Raw genomic sequence first — 20,354 nt, 5'->3', positions numbered from 1 at the left:
TAGCAGATGGCTAAGCAACCGGGATTAGATTTTCAAAGTGCCAAAGGTGGATTTGGCGAGCTGAAACGCAGACTGCTGTTTGTTATCGGCGCGCTGATTGTGTTCCGTGTTGGCTCTTTTATTCCGATCCCTGGTATCGATGCCGCTGTACTTGCCAAACTGCTTGAGCAACAGCGAGGCACCATCATTGAAATGTTTAACATGTTCTCTGGTGGTGCTCTCAGCCGTGCTTCTATCTTCGCTCTGGGTATCATGCCGTATATTTCGGCATCGATTATTATCCAGCTGCTGACGGTCGTTCATCCGGCCCTGGCAGAACTGAAGAAAGAAGGGGAGTCTGGACGTCGTAAGATAAGCCAGTACACCCGTTACGGCACTCTGGTGCTGGCAATATTCCAGTCGATCGGTATTGCTACCGGTCTGCCGAATATGCCTGGTATGCAGGGCCTGGTATTAAACCCAGGCTTTGCATTCTATTTCACCGCTGTTGTAAGTCTGGTCACAGGAACAATGTTCCTGATGTGGCTCGGCGAACAGATTACTGAGCGTGGTATCGGTAACGGTATCTCAATCATTATCTTCGCTGGTATCGTTGCGGGTCTCCCGCCAGCCATTGCCCACACTATCGAGCAAGCGCGTCAAGGCGACCTGCACTTCCTCCTGTTGCTGTTGGTTGCAGTATTAGTATTTGCAGTGACGTTCTTTGTTGTCTTCGTTGAACGTGGTCAACGCCGCATTGTGGTGAACTACGCTAAGCGTCAACAAGGTCGTCGTGTCTATGCTGCACAGAGCACACATTTACCGCTGAAAGTGAACATGGCGGGGGTTATCCCGGCTATCTTCGCTTCCAGTATTATTCTGTTCCCGGCAACCATCGCGTCATGGTTCGGGGGCGGTACTGGTTGGAACTGGCTGACAACAATTTCGCTGTATTTGCAGCCTGGGCAACCACTTTATGTGTTACTCTATGCGTCTGCGATCATCTTCTTCTGTTTCTTCTACACGGCGTTGGTTTTCAACCCGCGTGAAACAGCAGATAACCTGAAGAAGTCCGGTGCATTTGTACCAGGAATTCGTCCGGGAGAGCAAACGGCGAAGTATATCGATAAAGTAATGACTCGCCTGACTTTGGTTGGTGCGCTTTATATTACTTTTATCTGCCTGATCCCGGAGTTCATGCGTGATGCAATGAAGGTACCGTTCTACTTCGGTGGGACCTCACTGCTTATCGTTGTTGTCGTGATTATGGACTTTATGGCTCAAGTGCAAACTCTGATGATGTCCAGTCAGTATGAGTCTGCATTGAAGAAGGCGAACCTGAAAGGCTACGGCCGCTAAATGGTCGCCTGAGAAGTTACGGAGAGTAAAAATGAAAGTTCGTGCTTCCGTCAAGAAATTATGCCGTAACTGCAAAATCGTTAAGCGTGATGGTGTCATCCGTGTGATTTGCAGTGCCGAGCCGAAGCATAAACAGCGCCAAGGCTGATTATTTCGCATATTTTTCTTGCAAAGTTGGGTTGAGCTGGCTAGATTAGCCAGCCAATCTTTTGTATGTCTGTACGTTTCCATTTGAGTATCCTGAAAACGGGCTTTTCAGCATGGTGCGTACATATTAAATAGTAGGAGTGCATAGTGGCCCGTATAGCAGGCATTAACATTCCTGATCAGAAACATGCTGTGATCGCATTAACTTCGATCTATGGCGTCGGCAAGACCCGTTCCAAAGCCATTCTGGCTGCAGCGGGTATCGCTGAAGATGTTAAGATCAGTGAGCTGTCTGAAGAACAAATCGACACGCTGCGTGACGAAGTTGCCAAATTTGTCGTTGAAGGTGATCTGCGCCGTGAAATCAGCATGAGCATCAAGCGCCTGATGGATCTTGGTTGCTATCGCGGTTTGCGTCATCGTCGTGGTCTGCCAGTGCGCGGTCAGCGTACTAAGACCAACGCACGTACCCGTAAGGGTCCGCGCAAACCGATCAAGAAATAATCGGGGTGATTGAATAATGGCAAAGGCACCAGTTCGTGCACGTAAACGTGTAAGAAAACAAGTCTCTGACGGCGTGGCTCATATCCATGCTTCTTTCAACAACACCATCGTTACTATTACTGATCGTCAGGGTAACGCTTTGGGTTGGGCAACAGCCGGTGGTTCCGGTTTCCGTGGTTCTCGCAAATCCACTCCGTTTGCAGCTCAGGTTGCAGCAGAGCGTTGCGCAGAAGCCGTAAAAGAATACGGCATCAAGAATCTGGAAGTTATGGTTAAAGGTCCGGGTCCGGGTCGTGAATCTACTGTTCGCGCTCTGAACGCCGCTGGTTTCCGCATCACGAATATTACTGATGTGACTCCGATCCCTCATAACGGTTGTCGTCCGCCGAAAAAACGTCGCGTATAACGCTCGTTTTTTAGGTTAGTTGGAGATAGAAAATGGCAAGATATTTGGGTCCTAAGCTCAAGCTGAGCCGTCGTGAGGGCACCGACTTATTCCTTAAGTCTGGCGTTCGCGCGATCGATACCAAGTGTAAAATTGAACAAGCTCCTGGCCAGCACGGTGCGCGTAAACCGCGTCTGTCTGACTATGGTGTGCAGTTGCGTGAAAAGCAAAAAGTTCGCCGTATGTACGGTGTGCTGGAGCGTCAGTTCCGTAACTACTATAAAGAAGCAGCACGTCTGAAAGGCAACACAGGTGAAAACCTGCTGGCTCTGCTGGAAGGTCGTCTGGACAACGTTGTTTACCGTATGGGCTTCGGCGCGACTCGTGCTGAATCACGCCAGTTGGTTAGCCATAAAGCAATCATGGTAAACGGTCGTGTTGTTAACATCGCTTCTTATCAGGTTAAAGCGAATGACGTTGTTAGCATTCGTGAGAAAGCGAAAAAGCAATCTCGCGTGAAAGCCGCTCTGGAGCTGGCTGAGCAGCGTGAAAAGCCAACCTGGCTGGAAGTTGATGCTGGCAAGATGGAAGGTACGTTCAAGCGTCAGCCAGAACGTTCTGATCTGTCTGCGGACATTAACGAACACCTGATCGTCGAGCTTTACTCCAAGTAAAGCTTAGTACCAAAGAGAGGACACAATGCAGGGTTCTGTGACAGAGTTTCTAAAACCGCGCCTGGTAGATATCGAGCAAGTGAGTTCGACGCACGCCAAGGTGACCCTTGAGCCTTTAGAGCGTGGCTTTGGCCATACTCTGGGTAACGCACTGCGCCGTATTCTGCTCTCATCGATGCCGGGTTGCGCGGTGACCGAGGTTGAGATTGATGGTGTACTTCATGAGTACAGCACCAAAGAAGGCGTTCAGGAAGATATCCTTGAAATCCTGCTCAACCTGAAAGGGCTGGCGGTGAGAGTTCAGGGTAAAGATGAAGTTATTCTTACTCTGAATAAATCTGGCATTGGCCCTGTGACTGCAGCCGACATCACCCACGACGGTGATGTTGAAATCGTCAAGCCGCAGCACGTGATCTGCCACCTGACCGATGAGAACGCAGCGATTAGCATGCGTATCAAAGTTCAGCGCGGTCGTGGTTATGTGCCGGCTTCTGCCCGAATTCATTCGGAAGAAGATGAGCGCCCAATCGGCCGTCTGCTGGTCGACGCATGCTACAGCCCTGTAGAGCGTATTGCCTACAATGTTGAAGCAGCGCGTGTAGAACAGCGTACCGACCTGGACAAGCTGGTCATCGAAATGGAAACCAACGGCACAATCGATCCTGAAGAGGCGATTCGTCGTGCGGCAACCATCCTGGCAGAACAACTGGAAGCTTTCGTTGACTTACGTGATGTTCGTCAGCCGGAAGTGAAAGAAGAGAAACCAGAATTCGATCCGATCCTGCTGCGCCCTGTTGACGATCTCGAATTGACTGTCCGCTCTGCTAACTGCCTCAAGGCAGAAGCTATCCACTATATCGGTGATCTGGTACAGCGTACCGAGGTTGAGTTGCTGAAAACGCCGAACCTGGGTAAAAAATCTCTTACCGAGATTAAAGACGTGCTGGCTTCACGTGGTCTGTCTCTGGGCATGCGCCTGGAAAACTGGCCACCAGCAAGCATTGCTGACGAGTAACCGGATCACAGGTTAAGGTTTTACTGAGAAGGATAAGGTCATGCGCCATCGTAAGAGTGGTCGTCAACTGAACCGCAACAGCAGCCATCGCCAGGCTATGTTCCGCAACATGGCAGGTTCACTGGTTCGTCATGAAATCATCAAGACGACCCTGCCTAAAGCGAAAGAGCTGCGTCGCGTAGTTGAGCCGCTGATTACTCTTGCCAAGACTGACAGCGTTGCAAATCGTCGTCTGGCATTCGCCCGTACTCGTGATAACGAGATCGTGGCAAAACTGTTTAACGAACTGGGTCCGCGTTTCGCGAGCCGTGCCGGTGGTTACACTCGTATTCTGAAGTGTGGCTTCCGTGCAGGCGACAACGCTCCGATGGCTTACATCGAGCTGGTTGATCGTTCAGAATCTAAAGCAGAAGCTGCTGCAGAGTAATCTGTAGTAACGTAAAAAAACCCGCTTCGGCGGGTTTTTTTATATCCGCTGAATCCCCACTTCTCTACAATATCTGTATCTTTTCTGTTCATCCTCTGGAGTTATTCATGTGGTTGCTCGACCAGTGGGCAGAACGCCATATCAGCGATGCTCAGCGAAAAGGCGAATTTGATAACCTTGCGGGACGCGGTGAGCCGTTAGTGCTTGATGATGATTCGCATGTTGCCCCTGAATTACGGGCCGGATATCGCTTACTCAAAAATGCCGGTTGTTTACCACCGGAACTGGAGCAGCGTAAAGAGGCCATGCAACTGGCTGACCTGCTGAAAGGGATTCGCAAGGATGATCCCAGCCACCGTGAAATTAGCCGTCGACTGGCTCTCATCGAACTCAAAATGCGTCAGGCCGGAATGAGCACAGACTTTTTGCACGGTGAGTACAGTGACAGGCTAATGCAGAAAATCAATGAGGAATAACCATGTACCGTATCGGTGAACTTGCCAGGCTTGCTAACGTAACGCCGGACACTATCCGCTATTACGAAAAGCAGCAGATGATTGATCACGAGGTTCGTACTGAAGGTGGATTTCGACTCTATACCGATCATGACCTGCAGCGCTTACGGTTTATCCGCTACGCTCGCCAGCTTGGTTTCACGCTGGACTCGATCCGCGAGTTACTTTCGATCCGCATCGATCCTGAACACCATACTTGCCAGGAGTCGAAGAGCATCGTACAGGCAAGGCTTGATGAAGTTGAAGCGCGTATACAGGAACTGCAGACCATGCAGCGTTCTCTGCAACGGTTGAATGACGCCTGCTGCGGTACAGCTCATAGCAGTATTTATTGTTCAATTCTTGAAGCCCTTGAACAGGGGGCCAGTGGAACCCAGGGCTGTTGATTTTTACTTCATGCGGGACTAGACTCCCGTCGACATACACCATGCTCAGGAGAAATTATGAGCCGCTATCAGCATACGAAAGGGAAAATTCAGGACAATGCCATTGAGGCCCTGCTCCACGACCCGCTTTTCAGGCAGCGTATTGAGAAGAATAAAAAAGGAAAAGGGAGTTATTTACGAAAAGGGAAACATGCAAAACGGGGTAACTGGGAGGCCAGTGGCAAGCAAGCGAATCGCTTTTTTACCACTGGCCTTCCTTTTTTCAACGTCTGATTAAGAGCGGTTATTTTGCTCTTTCAACAGATCGCGAATTTCAGTCAATAACACTTCTTCTTTTGTCGGAGCAGGCGGCGCAGCCGGTTCTTCAGCCTTTTTACGGTTAAGCTTATTGATAAGCTTGATAGCCATAAAAATGGCGAACGCCACGATCACGAAATCAAATATGTTCTGAATGAAAACGCCATAATGCATAACAACGGCAGGGACATCCCCCTGTGCATCCCGAAGCGTCACGGCAAACTGTTTAAAATCAATGCCCCCGATTAACAGTCCGAGGGGAGGCATAATAATGTCGGCTACCAGTGATGAAACGATCTTACCGAACGCTGCACCGATAATGACACCCACTGCCAGATCCACCACATTCCCGCGCATCGCAAATTCGCGAAATTCTTTAACTAAACTCATTTTCTTCTCCTTGAGCCAACTGACGATTATAAGTTTAACAAATGATTAGTTAATTTCCATTGGGGATAATTAATCGTTATGAAAAATAAAAGGCATGGGAATAAGAGGGTTAATAATCAGGTGCCCTTTTATAAGCACCTGATTGATTACAGGAAGAATGGACTTGGCTGGAATAAACGTTCGACGTCGGTAATAAATTTTTTATCGGTAAGGAACATAATGACGTGGTCGCCTTGCTCGATACGTAAATTATCATTCGCAATCATCACGTCGTTTCCACGCACCACGGCACCAATAATTGTTCCCGGTGGCAGTTTAATTTCATCGATAGCGCGGCCCACAACGCGTGATGTGGTTTCATCACCATGAGCAACGGCTTCAATGGCTTCAGCCACACCGCGGCGAAGGGAGGATACGCCAACAATATCCGCTTTACGAACATGGCTCAGCAGGGCTGAAATGGTTGCTTGCTGTGGTGATATCGCGATATCAATAACGCTTCCCTGCACGAGGTCAACGTAGGCGCGGCGTTGAATAAGCACCATGACCTTTTTTGCCCCCATACGTTTGGCGAGCATGGCGGACATAATGTTCGCCTCGTCGTCGTTAGTAACGGCAATAAACAGATCAACTTGATCAATATGCTCTTCTGCCAGCAGCTCTTGATCTGAGGCATCACCATAAAACACGATGGTGTTTTGCAGCTTTTCAGCCAGCTCAGCCGCGCGCTGTTGATCGCGCTCGATCAGCTTCACGCTGTAGTCTTTTTCCAGCCGGTGCGCCAGTCCCGCGCCGATATTACCACCGCCAACGAGCATAATGCGTTTATACGGTTTTTCGAGACGCTGCAGTTCGCTCATTACCGCGCGAATATGCTGAGATGCCGCGATGAAGAAGACTTCATCACCTGCCTCGACTATGGTTGAACCCTGTGGGCGAATTGGTCTGTCATGGCGAAAAATGGCTGCAACGCGGGTATCAATATGCGGCATATGCTCACGCATGGTGGAGAGCGCATTACCGATCAATGGGCCGCCGTAATAGGCCTTAACGACCGCCAGGCTCACTTTACCTTCGGCGAAGTTCACCACCTGCAGCGCACCAGGATATTCGATCAGGCGGTAGATATTGTCGATAACCAGCTGTTCTGGAGCGATAAGATGGTCGATAGGGACCGCTTCGGAATTAAACAGCTTCTCTGCATCCCGGACATAGTCCGGGGAGCGGATGCGCGCGATCCGGTTCGGCGTGTTGAACAGCGAATAGGCCACCTGACATGCCACCATGTTGGTTTCGTCAGAACTGGTTACCGCAACCAGCATGTCAGCATCGTCGGCGCCCGCTTCACGCAGGACACGCGGGTGCGAGCCATGACCTTGCACGACGCGAAGGTCAAATTTGTCCTGTAAAACACGCAGCCGATCGCCATTGGTATCGACAATCGTGATGTCATTATTTTCGCCAACAAGGTTTTCAGCCAGCGTCCCACCAACCTGTCCGGCACCCAGAATGATTATCTTCATATCTCGTGACCTGTTCTCAACATCACTCTTTGATTAGCTTAGCGTAAAAGAAGCCATCACCTTCTTCAGCGGCCGGCAGATTCTGCAGGCCTGGGCGTTCAGGCGTGCCCGTGTTGTGTAGCACTGCATCCGGGGTACGTTTAAGGAAGGCTGCAATCTGCTGACTGTTTTCTTCCGGAAGGACCGAACAGGTCGCATAGACCAGCGTGCCTCCTGGCTTCAGGTGTGGCCAAATGGCATCAAGAATGTCGGATTGCAGTTGGGTCAGTTCCTTGATATCGCGATCGCGACGCAACCACTTGATATCCGGGTGGCGACGAATAACGCCGGTTGCCGAGCAGGGAGCATCCAGCAAGATGCGATCGAATTGCGTTTCACCACACCATTCTGCGGGTTTGCGGCCATCGCCTTGCTTAACCTGCGCTTTCATTCCCAGGCGCTTAAGGTTGTCATAGACGCGTGAAAGACGCTGCTCATCGACATCCACGGCCATGACGTTTGCCTGAGGGGCCACTTCCAGAATATGCGTCGTCTTACCGCCTGGCGCGGCACAGAGATCGAGGATGTGCTCGCCGTTTTTAGGTTCCAGCCAGGCCATGCAGCCCTGCGCGGAAGCATCTTGTACGGTCACCCAGCCTTCATCAAAACCAGGTAAAGCATGTACCGGCGCAGGAGAGGCTAAACGCACAGCGTCAGGATATGCTTCATGTGTGAAGCCGCTCATTCCAGCCTCTTCCAGTAAAGCCAGCCAGGCGTCGCGCGTATGGTGATTACGGTTGACGCGTAACCACATCGGCGGACGCTGATTATTCGCGTCGGCAATTGCCTGCCACTGCTCTGGCCAGGCTTTTTTAAGGCGATTCAGGAGCCAGTCAGGATGCAGATAACGTGCTTCACTTTGCCCGAACTCAGCCAGAAGCTCTTCCTGCTGTCGCTGGAACTGGCGCAGAACGCCATTAATCAACCCTTTCAGCATAGGACGTTTAATCACAACGGCACCTTCCACTGTCTCAGCCAGTGCGGCATGAGGCGGGATACGCGTGTGAAGAAGCTGATAGAAGCCAACCATAATCAAATAATGCACGGTGCGCTGCTTGCCGGTCATTGGACGTGACATCAGCTTATTAACCAGCCACTCGAGCTGAGAAAGCGTGCGCAGGACGCCAAAACAGAGCTCCTGAAGCAGGGCTTTGTCTTTGTCGGACACTTTTTGCTGCAAAGCTGGCAGGATATTGCTCAATGACTGGCCCTGCTCGACAACCTGCTCAACGGCCTGAGCCGCCATACTGCGTAAATTTTGTTTTTTCATAACCGTAAAAATAAAAATGCCCGGAAACACCGGGCGCTAAAATTAAATGAGGTCAGGCAAGGCGATTGCCCGGGATAAACCATTCGCGACGAGAATTTAACAAATCCTGTGCGCTCATCGCCTTCTTACCCGCAGGTTGTAGCGATTCCAGATTCAGGATCCCTTGTGCGGTAGCTACCTGAATACCGTTCTTGCTGGCGTCGATAATCGTACCGGGCTCAGCCGTTGTGTGACCGTCAATAAGGGAGGCTTTCCAGACTTTCACCGGCTGCTCGTCGATAACCATCCAGCTCATCGGCCATGGATTAAAGGCGCGAATGCAGAGTTCAAGTTGAGCCGCTGACAGAGACCAGTCAATCCGGGCTTCTTCTTTACTCAGTTTTTCAGCGTAAGTGACCAGCGCTTCATCCTGAACTTCAGGTTTCGCCGTATTATTCGCAATCTGCAGGAGGGTTTCAATCAGCCCTTGCGGGCCAAGCTCTGCCAGCTTGTCATACAGGGTGGCACTGGTATCCTCGGCCGTAATGGGGCAGGCCAGTTTATAAAGCATGTCACCGGTGTCTAAACCTACATCCATCTTCATGATTGTGACGCCCGTTTCAGCATCACCCGCCCATAAAGAGCGCTGAATAGGTGCTGCCCCACGCCAGCGTGGAAGCAAAGAACCATGCACGTTAATGCAACCCAGGCGAGGCATATCAAGCACAGCTTTTGGCAGAATTAAACCGTAAGCCACCACCACCATTACATCGGCATTCAGGTCAGCGACAAGCTGCTGGTTTTCCTGAGGGCGCAAGGATGCTGGCTGGAAAACAGGTAACCCATGCTCTTCTGCCAGCACCTTAACAGGACCTGGCATCAGTTTTTTACCACGGCCAGCCGGGCGATCCGGTTGGGTAAACACGCCAACAACCTGGTGGCCAGAAGATAACAGCGCGTCAAGATGACGCGCTGCAAAATCAGGGGTTCCCGCGAAGATAATACGTAGTGATTTAGACACGATGATCCTTGTATCCGGGGGGACGTTATGCGCGAGAACGCAAACGATCCAGTTTCTCTACTTTCTGACGAATTCGTTGCTGCTTCAGCGGCGAGAGATAATCGATAAACAGTTTACCGACCAGATGATCCATCTCATGCTGAATACAGATCGCCAGCAGGTCGTCAGCTTCCAGTTCGAACGGATTGCCGTCACGATCCAGGGCGCGAATTTTCACTTTTTCGGCACGCGGCACTAAAGCACGCTGTTCCGGAATAGACAGACAACCTTCCTCAATACCTGTTTCGCCACTCTTCTCGAGCAGCTCAGGATTGATTAACACCAGGCGGCCATCGCGATTTTCAGATACGTCGATCACGATGATACGCTTGTGAATGTCGACCTGAGTGGCCGCAAGACCAATACCTTCTTCGGCGTACATGGTATCGAACATATCATCAACGATACGCTGAATTTCTGCATTCACTTCTTTTACCGGTTCAGCGACGATGCGAAGGCGCTCGTCCGGAATATGTAACACTTGCAAAACTGCCATAAATTTCCAGAGTCGTGTTCAGGAGTTGATAAGAATATTATCTCCTATTCTAGACAAAACCCCCATCGATTGACAGCATCAGTGACCAATCGCAATGATTGCGGAGGCCGCTTATGGCAGGGGAAAGGATGACGTCGACTGAGTTATGGCTACGGTTAATACACACCGGTTCTCTTTATGGCGATGTGATGCTGGAAGCGGCAGCACGATTGTACAACCAGACAACCATTGATGGTCCCGTTGTCAGAGACGCCGGTCTGTCTGTCAAACAGGCTGCACGGTTCTTTGCGCTTAGAGAAAGTGAGCTGGAAAGTAGCCTGCTCTGGCTTGAGCAGCCGGGTAACTATCTGATCACGGCGGATCACCCTCTTTATCCTCCTTTACTCCGGACGATCCCGGATTATCCAGGCGCAGTCTTTGTTAAAGGCAACCCTGATGTACTGAATGCAGTTCAGCTGGCGGTTGTTGGCAGCCGTGCACCGTCATGGTACGGCGAGCGATGGGGAAAAATTCTCTGTGAACAGCTTTCTCAAAGTGGTTTAACGATCACCAGCGGGCTGGCCTGCGGAATTGACGGTGTCGCCCACAACGCTGCGCTATCGGCAAAAGGGCGTAGCGTTGCGGTGCTGGGTAACGGTCTCTTTAGTATTTATCCTCGTCGGCATCAGGCGCTGGCTGCGCGGCTTATCGATTCTGGTGGCGCGATAGTGTCTGAGTTTCCGCTGTCAGCGCAGCCCCGGCCGGGACACTTCCCCCGGCGTAATCGAATTATCAGCGGGCTAAGTCAGGGGGTGTTCGTGGTTGAAGCAGCGGTACGCAGCGGTTCGCTTGTGACCGCACGGTGCGCGCTTGAGCAGGGGCGAGACGTGTTTGCCTTACCCGGCCCAATTGGAAACCCGGGATGCGAAGGGCCGCACTGGTTGATAAAGCAGGGTGCAACACCGGTAACGGAAGTCAGGGACATTCTTGAAAATTTGCAATATGGATTGCAATGGCTGCAGGAAGATCCCGAAAAGCGACATTATTCATCAGATCAGGGAAAGGTGGCATTGCCATTTCCCAAGCTCCTGGCTAACGTAGGAGATGAGGTAACACCTGTTGACGTTGTCGCTGAACGTGCCGGCCAACCTGTGCCAGTTACGGTAGCACAGCTACTCGAACTGGAGTTAGCAGGATGGATCGCAGCTGTACCCGGCGGCTATGTCCGATTAAGGAGGGCAAGCCATGTTCGACGTACTGATGTATTTGTTTGAGACTTACATCCATAACGAAGCAGAAATGCGAGTGGATCAGGACAAATTGACACAGGATCTTACCGATGCGGGGTTTGAGCGGGAAGATATCTATAATGCGTTGATGTGGCTGGAAAAACTGGCTGATTATCAGGAAGGCCTCGCCGAACCGATGCAGTTAGCTTCTGACCCATTGTCTGTGCGCATCTACACAGCTGAAGAGTGTGAAAGGCTGGACGCGAGCTGCCGGGGATTCATTTTATTCCTTGAGCAGATTCAGGTGCTAAACCTCGAAACGAGAGAGATGGTGATAGAGCGCGTTATGGCGCTGGATACGGCAGACTTCGAACTGGAAGACCTCAAGTGGGTCATCCTGATGGTTCTGTTTAATATTCCAGGCTGTGAAAATGCCTATCAGCAAATGGAAGAATTACTCTTTGAAGTGAATGAAGGTATGCTGCATTAATTCAATGTGCAGCACCAAGAGTTGTTATGGCCAAATCAGCACTATTCACGGTGCATAAAAATGAGCCCTGCCCGCAGTGCGGGGCTGAACTTGTTATTCGGTCCGGGAAACACGGCCCGTTTCTCGGTTGTTCCCACTATCCGGAATGTGATTATGTCCGTCCCCTGAAAAGCCAGGCGGATGGACATATCGTCAAAATTCTGGAGGGACAGCTTTGCCCTCTTTGCGGCGGCGAGTTAGCGCTACGTCAGGGTCGTTTCGGCATGTTTATTGGCTGTAGCCACTATCCTGAATGTGAACATACAGAACAAATTGATAAACCTGATGAAACGGCTATTGCCTGTCCTCAATGCCAGCGTGGACAGCTCGTGCAGCGCCGTTCTCGTTTTGGTAAGACCTTTCATTCCTGCGATCGCTATCCTGAATGTCAGTTTGTTATCAATTTCAAACCGGTAGCGGGTGTCTGCTCTCATTGCAATTATCCGCTACTTATAGAGAAAAAAACGGCGCAAGGTTTGAAACGCTTCTGCGCCAGTAAACAATGTGGAAAGCCGGTTCCGGCGGATCAAAATAGTGAAGAATAACCTGCCATCAGGCTCCATTGCTCATGCGGTGGATGTCCTGAAAAATGAAGAAGTCATCGCCTATCCAACTGAAGCTGTTTTTGGGGTCGGTTGCGATCCTGACAGCGAAACGGCCGTTGGCCGACTGCTCACACTTAAACAGAGGCCAGTCGAAAAAGGGCTTATTTTAATCGCTGCTAACTATGAGCAGCTTAAGCCTTATATCGATGATTCCATGCTAACGCCGGAGCAGCGGGAGACTATTTTCTCAGCATGGCCCGGCCCCGTGACCTTTGTTTTCCCGGCGAAGCCGACAACGCCGCGCTGGTTGACTGGGCGCTTTGATTCCCTCGCCGTGCGCGTAACGGACCATCCGCTGGTGGTCGAGCTTTGCCTGGCCTTTGGGAAACCACTGGTCTCAACCAGCGCGAATCTGACCGGGCAGCCACCTTGCCGCACAACCGACGAAGTACGGGCGCAGTTTGGGAATGATTTCCCGGTTGCCGTTGGTGAGACGGGAGGGCGCCTCAATCCGTCTGAAATCCGCGACGCCTTGACCGGCGAACGTTTTCGCCAGGGGTAATCCAATGGAAACCTATGCTGTTTTTGGTAATCCGATAGCGCACAGCAAGTCACCGTTAATCCATCAACTGTTTGCCGAGCAACTGCAAATAAATCATCCCTATGGCCGCGTGCTGGCACCCGTTGATGCATTTATTCCTGCGCTGGAGGGTTTCTTCAACGCGGGTGGCAAAGGTGTGAATGTAACGGTACCGTTTAAAGAGGAAGCCTTCGAACGTGCGGATGAACTCACCGAGCGTGCTTCCCTTGCGGGTGCAGTGAATACCTTAAAACGGCTTGAGGATGGACGCCTGCTGGGAGACAACACTGACGGAATTGGATTACTGAGCGATCTGGAAAGGCTCTCGTTTATTAAGCCTGGTTTCAGGGTTCTGCTGATTGGTGCGGGCGGAGCGTCGCGGGGAGTATTGCTGCCTCTGCTGTCACTGGATTGCGCGGTGACCATTACAAACAGGACCTTCTCGCGGGCAGAAGCGCTGGCTACGTTGTTCGCACATACCGGCAGCGTGAGCGCGGTCGCCCTGGATGAACTTGCCGATCGTGAGTTTGATCTGATCATCAACGCCACCTCCAGCGGTATCGGTGGTGACGTGCCGGCGATCCCTGCTTCGCTGGTAAGTGCCCATATTTACTTCTACGACATGTTCTATCAGAAAGGGAAGACACCTTTTTTGAACTGGTGTGAACAGCACGGCGGAAAACACGTAGCCGATGGGCTGGGAATGCTGGTAGGGCAGGCGGCACACGCGGTGTTGCTCTGGCACGGTGTATTGCCTTCGGTCGAACCGGTCATTGAAAAGCTGAAAAGGGAGCTCAGGGCGTGAATCAGGCAATTCATTTTCCGGACAGGGAAAGCTGGGACGAGAGTAAACAGGCGGTCTGTTTCCCGGTGCTGGTGCATGGAATGCAACTTACCTGCGCCATTCGTGGGGAAACGCTGTTGCGTCGCTTTGGTGGTTCAGACCCGTTAGAGGTGTTTTGTGAAAATCGCTGGGATCTTGAAGAGGAAGCCAGCGATTTAATCCGCGATCAGCAGGAAGACGATCAGGGCTGGGTCTGGGTATCCTGACTCAGATAGTCATTCTTCCATTTAACGTAGTTATTCGCCGAGTATTTTAATCCTTCGATCTCTGCCTCCTTCAGGGGGCGGATCTGTTTTACCGGGCTTCCCAAATAGAGATAGCCGCTCTCCAGTCTTTTGTTCTGGGGAACAAGGCTGCCTGCGCCAATCATCACGTCATCTTCTACAATGACGCCATCCAGCAAAATCGACCCCATGCCAACGAGAACTCGATTACCAATAGTGCAGCCGTGAAGCATCACTTTATGGCCGACGGTGACATCTTCTCCAATGATGAGTGGATTGCCCTGGGGGTTATAGGAGGATTTGTGGGTTACGTGCAGAACGCTACCGTCCTGAATATTGGTGCGTGCACCAATGGCCACATAGTTTACATCCCCCCGAATGGCGACGAGCGGCCAGATACTGACGTCATCGGCCATTCGAACATCGCCGATGACCACGCTGCTGGCATCGATCATCACGCGATCGCCTTTTTGGGGGAGAAGATCTTTATAAGGACGTAACACTGCGGACATATCTACCTCGAACGATGAGCACTATATAGAAGACTTGATCATATTAATGGATCGAGGCAAGGCAAAAAGCGTCAATATTTAAGCATATTGGGTGGGATTTCAGCGAAAAGCGCGGAAAATCGACAGTTGGAAAAAAAGATCCAAAAAGTACTTGTGCTAAAAATTGGGATCCCTATAATGCGCCTCCATCGACACGGCGGATGTGAATCACTTCACAGTTAACCCGGTTGGTTGAAGAGAAAAAATCCTGAACTTCAGGGTTGACTCTGAAAGAGGAAAGCGTAATATACGCCACCTCGCGACGGTGAGCTGTAAGCCGCGTCGCAACTGCTCTTTAACAATTTATCAGACAATCTGTGTGGGCACTCAAAGTGACATGGATTCTTAATGTCTTCGGACAAAAAATGAATACCAAGTCTCTGAGTGAACATACGTAATTCATTACGAAGTTTAATTCACGAGCATCAAACTTAAATTGAAGAGTTTGATCATGGCTCAGATTGAACGCTGGCGGCAGGCCTAACACATGCAAGTCGAACGGTAGCACAGAGAGCTTGCTCTCGGGTGACGAGTGGCGGACGGGTGAGTAATGTCTGGGAAACTGCCTGATGGAGGGGGATAACTACTGGAAACGGTAGCTAATACCGCATAACGTCGCAAGACCAAAGAGGGGGACCTTCGGGCCTCTTGCCATCAGATGTGCCCAGATGGGATTAGCTAGTAGGTGGGGTAACGGCTCACCTAGGCGACGATCCCTAGCTGGTCTGAGAGGATGACCAGCCACACTGGAACTGAGACACGGTCCAGACTCCTACGGGAGGCAGCAGTGGGGAATATTGCACAATGGGCGCAAGCCTGATGCAGCCATGCCGCGTGTATGAAGAAGGCCTTCGGGTTGTAAAGTACTTTCAGCGGGGAGGAAGGTGTTGTGGTTAATAACCACAGCAATTGACGTTACCCGCAGAAGAAGCACCGGCTAACTCCGTGCCAGCAGCCGCGGTAATACGGAGGGTGCAAGCGTTAATCGGAATTACTGGGCGTAAAGCGCACGCAGGCGGTCTGTCAAGTCGGATGTGAAATCCCCGGGCTCAACCTGGGAACTGCATTCGAAACTGGCAGGCTAGAGTCTTGTAGAGGGGGGTAGAATTCCAGGTGTAGCGGTGAAATGCGTAGAGATCTGGAGGAATACCGGTGGCGAAGGCGGCCCCCTGGACAAAGACTGACGCTCAGGTGCGAAAGCGTGGGGAGCAAACAGGATTAGATACCCTGGTAGTCCACGCCGTAAACGATGTCGACTTGGAGGTTGTGCCCTTGAGGCGTGGCTTCCGGAGCTAACGCGTTAAGTCGACCGCCTGGGGAGTACGGCCGCAAGGTTAAAACTCAAATGAATTGACGGGGGCCCGCACAAGCGGTGGAGCATGTGGTTTAATTCGATGCAACGCGAAGAACCTTACCTACTCTTGACATCCAGAGAACTTAGCAGAGATGCTTTGGTGCCTTCGGGAACTCTGAGACAGGTGCTGCATGGCTGTCGTCAGCTCGTGTTGTGAAATGTTGGGTTAAGTCCCGCAACGAGCGCAACCCTTATCCTTTGTTGCCAGCGGTCCGGCCGGGAACTCAAAGGAGACTGCCAGTGATAAACTGGAGGAAGGTGGGGATGACGTCAAGTCATCATGGCCCTTACGAGTAGGGCTACACACGTGCTACAATGGCGCATACAAAGAGAAGCGAACTCGCGAGAGCAAGCGGACCTCATAAAGTGCGTCGTAGTCCGGATTGGAGTCTGCAACTCGACTCCATGAAGTCGGAATCGCTAGTAATCGTAGATCAGAATGCTACGGTGAATACGTTCCCGGGCCTTGTACACACCGCCCGTCACACCATGGGAGTGGGTTGCAAAAGAAGTAGGTAGCTTAACCTTCGGGAGGGCGCTTACCACTTTGTGATTCATGACTGGGGTGAAGTCGTAACAAGGTAACCGTAGGGGAACCTGCGGTTGGATCACCTCCTTACCTTAAAGAACCTGCCTTTGTAGTGCTCACACAGATTGTCTGATGAAAAGTAAATAGCAAGGCGTCTTGCGATTGAGACTTCAGTGTCCCCTTCGTCTAGAGGCCCAGGACACCGCCCTTTCACGGCGGTAACAGGGGTTCGAATCCCCTAGGGGACGCCACTTGCTGGTTCGTGAGTGAAAGTCACCTGCCGACATATCTCAAAACTCATCTTCGGGTGACGTTTGAGATATTTGCTCTTTAAAAATCTGGATCAAGCTGAAAATTGAAACGACACACATGTTATGTGTGTTCGAGTCTCTCAAATTTTCGCAAGTCGATGATGAATCGAAAGAAACATCTTCGGGTTGTGAGGTTAAGCGACTAAGCGTACACGGTGGATGCCCTGGCAGTCAGAGGCGATGAAGGACGTGCTAATCTGCGAAAAGCGCCGGCGAGGTGATATGAACCTTTGACCCGGCGATGTCCGAATGGGGAAACCCAGTGTGATCCGTCACACTATCGTTAACTGAATACATAGGTTAACGAGGCGAACCGGGGGAACTGAAACATCTAAGTACCCCGAGGAAAAGAAATCAACCGAGATTCCCCCAGTAGCGGCGAGCGAACGGGGAGCAGCCCAGAGTCTGAATCAGCTTGTGTGTTAGTGGAAGCGTCTGGAAAGTCGCACGGTACAGGGTGAAAGTCCCGTACACGAAAGCACACAGGCTGTGAACTCGAAGAGTAGGGCGGGACACGTGGTATCCTGTCTGAATATGGGGGGACCATCCTCCAAGGCTAAATACTCCTGACTGACCGATAGTGAACCAGTACCGTGAGGGAAAGGCGAAAAGAACCCCGGCGAGGGGAGTGAAAAAGAACCTGAAACCGTGTACGTACAAGCAGTGGGAGCCTCTTTTATGGGGTGACTGCGTACCTTTTGTATAATGGGTCAGCGACTTATATTCTGTAGCAAGGTTAACCGTATAGGGGAGCCGAAGGGAAACCGAGTCTTAACTGGGCGTTAAGTTGCAGGGTATAGACCCGAAACCCGGTGATCTAGCCATGGGCAGGTTGAAGGTTGGGTAACACTAACTGGAGGACCGAACCGACTAATGTTGAAAAATTAGCGGATGACTTGTGGCTGGGGGTGAAAGGCCAATCAAACCGGGAGATAGCTGGTTCTCCCCGAAAGCTATTTAGGTAGCGCCTCGTGAACTCATCTTCGGGGGTAGAGCACTGTTTCGGCTAGGGGGCCATCCCGGCTTACCAACCCGATGCAAACTACGAATACCGAAGAATGTTATCACGGGAGACACACGGCGGGTGCTAACGTCCGTCGTGAAGAGGGAAACAACCCAGACCGCCAGCTAAGGTCCCAAAGTCATGGTTAAGTGGGAAACGATGTGGGAAGGCACAGACAGCCAGGATGTTGGCTTAGAAGCAGCCATCATTTAAAGAAAGCGTAATAGCTCACTGGTCGAGTCGGCCTGCGCGGAAGATGTAACGGGGCTAAACCATGCACCGAAGCTGCGGCAGCGACGCTTATGCGTTGTTGGGTAGGGGAGCGTTCTGTAAGCCGTTGAAGGTGTCCTGTGAGGGGTGCTGGAGGTATCAGAAGTGCGAATGCTGACATAAGTAACGATAAAGCGGGTGAAAAGCCCGCTCGCCGGAAGACCAAGGGTTCCTGTCCAACGTTAATCGGGGCAGGGTGAGTCGACCCCTAAGGCGAGGCCGAAAGGCGTAGTCGATGGGAAACAGGTTAATATTCCTGTACTTGGTGTTACTGCGAAGGGGGGACGGAGAAGGCTATGTTAGCCGGGCGACGGTTGTCCCGGTTTAAGCATGTAGGCGGAACGATTAGGTAAATCCGGTCGTTTATTAACGCTGAGGTGTGATGACGAGGCACTACGGTGCTGAAGTAACAAATGCCCTGCTTCCAGGAAAAGCCTCTAAGCATCAGGTAACATCAAATCGTACCCCAAACCGACACAGGTGGTCAGGTAGAGAATACCAAGGCGCTTGAGAGAACTCGGGTGAAGGAACTAGGCAAAATGGTGCCGTAACTTCGGGAGAAGGCACGCTGATATGTAGGTGAAGCCCCTGCGGGTGGAGCTGAAATCAGTCGAAGATACCAGCTGGCTGCAACTGTTTATTAAAAACACAGCACTGTGCAAACACGAAAGTGGACGTATACGGTGTGACGCCTGCCCGGTGCCGGAAGGTTAATTGATGGGGTTAGCGGTAACGCGAAGCTCTTGATCGAAGCCCCGGTAAACGGCGGCCGTAACTATAACGGTCCTAAGGTAGCGAAATTCCTTGTCGGGTAAGTTCCGACCTGCACGAATGGCGTAATGATGGCCAGGCTGTCTCCACCCGAGACTCAGTGAAATTGAACTCGCTGTGAAGATGCAGTGTACCCGCGGCAAGACGGAAAGACCCCGTGAACCTTTACTATAGCTTGACACTGAACACTGGTCCTTGATGTGTAGGATAGGTGGGAGGCTTTGAAGCGTGGACGCCAGTCTGCGTGGAGCCAACCTTGAAATACCACCCTTTAATGGCTGGTGTTCTAACGTAGACCCGTGATCCGGGTTGCGGACAGTGTCTGGTGGGTAGTTTGACTGGGGCGGTCTCCTCCCAAAGAGTAACGGAGGAGCACGAAGGTTAGCTAATCCTGGTCGGACATCAGGAGGTTAGTGCAATGGCATAAGCTAGCTTGACTGCGAGAGTGACGGCTCGAGCAGGTGCGAAAGCAGGTCATAGTGATCCGGTGGTTCTGAATGGAAGGGCCATCGCTCAACGGATAAAAGGTACTCCGGGGATAACAGGCTGATACCGCCCAAGAGTTCATATCGACGGCGGTGTTTGGCACCTCGATGTCGGCTCATCACATCCTGGGGCTGAAGTAGGTCCCAAGGGTATGGCTGTTCGCCATTTAAAGTGGTACGCGAGCTGGGTTTAGAACGTCGTGAGACAGTTCGGTCCCTATCTGCCGTGGGCGCTGGAGAATTGAGGGGGGCTGCTCCTAGTACGAGAGGACCGGAGTGGACGCATCACTGGTGTTCGGGTTGTCATGCCAATGGCACTGCCCGGTAGCTAAATGCGGAAGAGATAAGTGCTGAAAGCATCTAAGCACGAAACTTGCCCCGAGATGAGTTCTCCCTGAGACTTTAAGTCTCCTGAAGGAACGTTGAAGACTACGACGTTGATAGGTCGGGTGTGTAAGCGCAGCGATGCGTTGAGCTAACCGATACTAATGAACCGTGAGGCTTAACCTTACAACGCCGAAGGTGTTTTGGCGTGAGAGAGACGATTTTCAGCTGATACAGATTAACAGAATTTGCCTGGCGGCTTTAGCGCGGTGGTCCCACCTGACCCCATGCCGAACTCAGAAGTGAAACGCCGTAGCGCCGATGGTAGTGTGGGGTCTCCCCATGCGAGAGTAGGGAACTGCCAGGCATCAAATTTAGCGT

22 protein-coding genes, 1 tRNA gene and 3 rRNA genes are annotated in these 20,354 nt (G+C 51.5%); 20 read left to right on the top strand and 6 right to left on the bottom strand.

What is annotated here, in order from left to right; translation table 11 throughout:
- Positions 1 to 6 precede the first annotated feature (6 nt).
- From secY to AM379_RS05715, 10 genes are all read left to right on the top strand, one after another.
- Positions 7 to 1,338: a preprotein translocase subunit SecY gene (secY, locus tag AM379_RS05760; RefSeq protein ID WP_014171896.1), complete on the top strand. Its 1,332-nt coding sequence runs from the start codon at positions 7 to 9 to the stop codon at positions 1,336 to 1,338.
- Positions 1,339 to 1,369: 31 nt separating this feature from the next.
- Positions 1,370 to 1,486 (top strand): 50S ribosomal protein L36, encoded by a 117-nt coding sequence (gene rpmJ / locus AM379_RS05755; protein ID WP_000868187.1) that lies wholly within the window; start codon positions 1,370 to 1,372, stop codon positions 1,484 to 1,486.
- 146 nt (positions 1,487 to 1,632) lie between these two features.
- The gene (gene rpsM / locus AM379_RS05750; RefSeq protein ID WP_003863308.1) at positions 1,633 to 1,989 is read left to right on the top strand and encodes a 30S ribosomal protein S13; all 357 of its coding nucleotides are present in this window, start codon (positions 1,633 to 1,635) and stop codon (positions 1,987 to 1,989) included.
- A 16-nt stretch (positions 1,990 to 2,005) separates the two neighbouring features.
- Positions 2,006 to 2,395 carry a 30S ribosomal protein S11 gene (rpsK, locus tag AM379_RS05745; protein ID WP_003863312.1) on the top strand — a complete coding sequence of 130 codons (390 nt, stop codon included), beginning with the start codon at positions 2,006 to 2,008 and terminating at the stop codon, positions 2,393 to 2,395.
- A gap of 32 nt (positions 2,396 to 2,427) precedes the next feature.
- On the top strand, positions 2,428 to 3,048 hold the full coding sequence (gene rpsD, locus AM379_RS05740; RefSeq protein ID WP_004868345.1) for a 30S ribosomal protein S4: 621 nt from the start codon (positions 2,428 to 2,430) through the stop codon (positions 3,046 to 3,048).
- Positions 3,049 to 3,073: 25 nt separating this feature from the next.
- Positions 3,074 to 4,063, top strand: coding sequence for a DNA-directed RNA polymerase subunit alpha (locus AM379_RS05735; RefSeq protein WP_002919219.1), 990 nt, complete (start codon positions 3,074 to 3,076; stop codon positions 4,061 to 4,063).
- Positions 4,064 to 4,103: 40 nt separating this feature from the next.
- Positions 4,104 to 4,490 (top strand): 50S ribosomal protein L17, encoded by a 387-nt coding sequence (gene rplQ / locus AM379_RS05730; RefSeq protein ID WP_001216372.1) that lies wholly within the window; start codon positions 4,104 to 4,106, stop codon positions 4,488 to 4,490.
- A 107-nt stretch (positions 4,491 to 4,597) separates the two neighbouring features.
- Positions 4,598 to 4,966, top strand: coding sequence for a DUF1992 domain-containing protein (locus AM379_RS05725; RefSeq protein ID WP_014171895.1), 369 nt, complete (start codon positions 4,598 to 4,600; stop codon positions 4,964 to 4,966).
- A 2-nt stretch (positions 4,967 to 4,968) separates the two neighbouring features.
- The gene (gene zntR, locus AM379_RS05720; protein ID WP_014171894.1) at positions 4,969 to 5,391 is read left to right on the top strand and encodes a Zn(2+)-responsive transcriptional regulator; all 423 of its coding nucleotides are present in this window, start codon (positions 4,969 to 4,971) and stop codon (positions 5,389 to 5,391) included.
- 57 nt (positions 5,392 to 5,448) lie between these two features.
- A complete protein-coding gene (locus tag AM379_RS05715) occupies positions 5,449 to 5,664 on the top strand; it encodes an alternative ribosome-rescue factor A (RefSeq protein WP_032679088.1) in 216 nt (71 codons plus the stop codon).
- Here the strand turns inward: AM379_RS05715 and mscL are convergent, their stop codons facing one another.
- The 5 genes from mscL to def all read right to left on the bottom strand — a co-directional run bounded on the left by mscL (position 5,665) and on the right by def (position 10,445).
- Complete coding sequence (gene mscL, locus AM379_RS05710; protein ID WP_014171892.1) at positions 5,665 to 6,078, bottom strand: large-conductance mechanosensitive channel protein MscL; 414 nt, start codon at positions 6,076 to 6,078, stop codon at positions 5,665 to 5,667.
- Positions 6,079 to 6,224: 146 nt separating this feature from the next.
- Positions 6,225 to 7,601: a Trk system potassium transporter TrkA gene (trkA, locus tag AM379_RS05705; RefSeq protein WP_014171891.1), complete on the bottom strand. Its 1,377-nt coding sequence runs from the start codon at positions 7,599 to 7,601 to the stop codon at positions 6,225 to 6,227.
- Between the two features lie 22 nt (positions 7,602 to 7,623).
- On the bottom strand, positions 7,624 to 8,910 hold the full coding sequence (gene rsmB, locus AM379_RS05700; RefSeq protein WP_032679086.1) for a 16S rRNA (cytosine(967)-C(5))-methyltransferase RsmB: 1,287 nt from the start codon (positions 8,908 to 8,910) through the stop codon (positions 7,624 to 7,626).
- A gap of 52 nt (positions 8,911 to 8,962) precedes the next feature.
- Positions 8,963 to 9,910: a methionyl-tRNA formyltransferase gene (gene fmt, locus AM379_RS05695; RefSeq protein WP_106503531.1), complete on the bottom strand. Its 948-nt coding sequence runs from the start codon at positions 9,908 to 9,910 to the stop codon at positions 8,963 to 8,965.
- Between the two features lie 25 nt (positions 9,911 to 9,935).
- Positions 9,936 to 10,445: a peptide deformylase gene (gene def, locus AM379_RS05690; RefSeq protein ID WP_008503479.1), complete on the bottom strand. Its 510-nt coding sequence runs from the start codon at positions 10,443 to 10,445 to the stop codon at positions 9,936 to 9,938.
- Positions 10,446 to 10,573: 128 nt separating this feature from the next.
- Here def and dprA point away from each other — a divergent pair, with 128 nt between their 5' ends.
- The 6 genes from dprA to AM379_RS05660 are packed head-to-tail and all read left to right on the top strand — an operon-like array spanning position 10,574 to position 14,357.
- A complete protein-coding gene (gene dprA / locus AM379_RS05685; RefSeq protein ID WP_106503530.1) occupies positions 10,574 to 11,698 on the top strand; it encodes a DNA-protecting protein DprA in 1,125 nt (374 codons plus the stop codon).
- Positions 11,670 to 12,143, top strand: coding sequence for a DUF494 family protein Smg (gene smg / locus AM379_RS05680; protein WP_014171887.1), 474 nt, complete (start codon positions 11,670 to 11,672; stop codon positions 12,141 to 12,143). Before dprA ends, smg begins: the two co-directional genes overlap by 29 nt.
- Positions 12,144 to 12,169: 26 nt before the next feature.
- Entirely contained in the window at positions 12,170 to 12,727 is a 558-nt protein-coding gene (locus tag AM379_RS05675; RefSeq protein ID WP_014171886.1) for a DNA topoisomerase family protein, read from the top strand.
- Positions 12,717 to 13,289: an L-threonylcarbamoyladenylate synthase type 1 TsaC gene (gene tsaC / locus AM379_RS05670; protein WP_020882978.1), complete on the top strand. Its 573-nt coding sequence runs from the start codon at positions 12,717 to 12,719 to the stop codon at positions 13,287 to 13,289. The genes AM379_RS05675 and tsaC overlap by 11 nt, the downstream gene beginning before the upstream one ends.
- Before the next feature lie 4 nt (positions 13,290 to 13,293).
- Positions 13,294 to 14,112, top strand: a complete 819-nt coding sequence (aroE, locus tag AM379_RS05665; protein ID WP_032679083.1) for a shikimate dehydrogenase — start codon at positions 13,294 to 13,296, stop codon at positions 14,110 to 14,112.
- Complete coding sequence (locus tag AM379_RS05660; protein WP_014171883.1) at positions 14,109 to 14,357, top strand: DUF1488 domain-containing protein; 249 nt, start codon at positions 14,109 to 14,111, stop codon at positions 14,355 to 14,357. The genes aroE and AM379_RS05660 overlap by 4 nt, the downstream gene beginning before the upstream one ends.
- Here AM379_RS05660 and AM379_RS05655 read toward each other — a convergent pair.
- Positions 14,333 to 14,887 carry a gamma carbonic anhydrase family protein gene (locus AM379_RS05655; RefSeq protein ID WP_032679081.1) on the bottom strand — a complete coding sequence of 185 codons (555 nt, stop codon included), beginning with the start codon at positions 14,885 to 14,887 and terminating at the stop codon, positions 14,333 to 14,335. The two genes, AM379_RS05660 and AM379_RS05655, sit on opposite strands and share 25 nt — an antisense overlap.
- 472 nt (positions 14,888 to 15,359) lie before the next feature.
- Between AM379_RS05655 and AM379_RS05650 the strand changes: the two genes are divergently transcribed.
- The 4 genes from AM379_RS05650 to rrf all read left to right on the top strand — a co-directional run bounded on the left by AM379_RS05650 (position 15,360) and on the right by rrf (position 20,340).
- Positions 15,360 to 16,899: ribosomal RNA gene (locus AM379_RS05650) — 16S ribosomal RNA — on the top strand.
- A gap of 85 nt (positions 16,900 to 16,984) precedes the next feature.
- Positions 16,985 to 17,060: transfer RNA gene (locus tag AM379_RS05645), tRNA-Glu, on the top strand.
- A gap of 192 nt (positions 17,061 to 17,252) precedes the next feature.
- Positions 17,253 to 20,159 (top strand): 23S ribosomal RNA (locus tag AM379_RS05640).
- Positions 20,160 to 20,224: 65 nt separating this feature from the next.
- Positions 20,225 to 20,340: ribosomal RNA gene (gene rrf / locus AM379_RS05635) — 5S ribosomal RNA — on the top strand.
- The 16S, 23S and 5S rRNA genes sit together here with 1 tRNA gene alongside, the layout of an rRNA operon.
- Positions 20,341 to 20,354 lie beyond the last annotated feature (14 nt).

The sequence above is a fragment of the Enterobacter cloacae complex sp. FDA-CDC-AR_0132 genome (genome assembly GCF_003010695.1).
GTDB classification, from domain to species: Bacteria; Pseudomonadota; Gammaproteobacteria; order Enterobacterales; family Enterobacteriaceae; genus Enterobacter; species Enterobacter ludwigii.
The sequence above is the reverse complement of the archived record's forward strand: the minus strand, read 5'-3'. Positions and strand labels throughout refer to the sequence as shown.

Bases quoted from the DNA above. Each gene is read 5' to 3' on its own strand.
- rpsD (WP_004868345.1), top strand. From the start codon at position 2,428: ATGGCAAGATATTTGGGTCCTAAGCTCAAGCTGAGCCGTCGTGAGGGC.
- AM379_RS05725 (WP_014171895.1), top strand. From the start codon at position 4,598: ATGTGGTTGCTCGACCAGTGGGCAGAACGCCATATCAGCGATGCTCAG.
- rpsK (WP_003863312.1), top strand. From the start codon at position 2,006: ATGGCAAAGGCACCAGTTCGTGCACGTAAACGTGTAAGAAAACAAGTC.
- AM379_RS05715 (WP_032679088.1), top strand. From the start codon at position 5,449: ATGAGCCGCTATCAGCATACGAAAGGGAAAATTCAGGACAATGCCATT.
- rplQ (WP_001216372.1), top strand. From the start codon at position 4,104: ATGCGCCATCGTAAGAGTGGTCGTCAACTGAACCGCAACAGCAGCCAT.
- rpmJ (WP_000868187.1), top strand. From the start codon at position 1,370: ATGAAAGTTCGTGCTTCCGTCAAGAAATTATGCCGTAACTGCAAAATC.
- aroE (WP_032679083.1), top strand. From the start codon at position 13,294: ATGGAAACCTATGCTGTTTTTGGTAATCCGATAGCGCACAGCAAGTCA.
- AM379_RS05675 (WP_014171886.1), top strand. From the start codon at position 12,170: ATGGCCAAATCAGCACTATTCACGGTGCATAAAAATGAGCCCTGCCCG.
- dprA (WP_106503530.1), top strand. From the start codon at position 10,574: ATGACGTCGACTGAGTTATGGCTACGGTTAATACACACCGGTTCTCTT.
- def (WP_008503479.1), bottom strand. From the start codon at position 10,445: ATGGCAGTTTTGCAAGTGTTACATATTCCGGACGAGCGCCTTCGCATC.
- AM379_RS05655 (WP_032679081.1), bottom strand. From the start codon at position 14,887: ATGTCCGCAGTGTTACGTCCTTATAAAGATCTTCTCCCCCAAAAAGGC.
- rsmB (WP_032679086.1), bottom strand. From the start codon at position 8,910: ATGAAAAAACAAAATTTACGCAGTATGGCGGCTCAGGCCGTTGAGCAG.
- smg (WP_014171887.1), top strand. From the start codon at position 11,670: ATGTTCGACGTACTGATGTATTTGTTTGAGACTTACATCCATAACGAA.
- AM379_RS05735 (WP_002919219.1), top strand. From the start codon at position 3,074: ATGCAGGGTTCTGTGACAGAGTTTCTAAAACCGCGCCTGGTAGATATC.
- secY (WP_014171896.1), top strand. From the start codon at position 7: ATGGCTAAGCAACCGGGATTAGATTTTCAAAGTGCCAAAGGTGGATTT.
- trkA (WP_014171891.1), bottom strand. From the start codon at position 7,601: ATGAAGATAATCATTCTGGGTGCCGGACAGGTTGGTGGGACGCTGGCT.
- mscL (WP_014171892.1), bottom strand. From the start codon at position 6,078: ATGAGTTTAGTTAAAGAATTTCGCGAATTTGCGATGCGCGGGAATGTG.
- zntR (WP_014171894.1), top strand. From the start codon at position 4,969: ATGTACCGTATCGGTGAACTTGCCAGGCTTGCTAACGTAACGCCGGAC.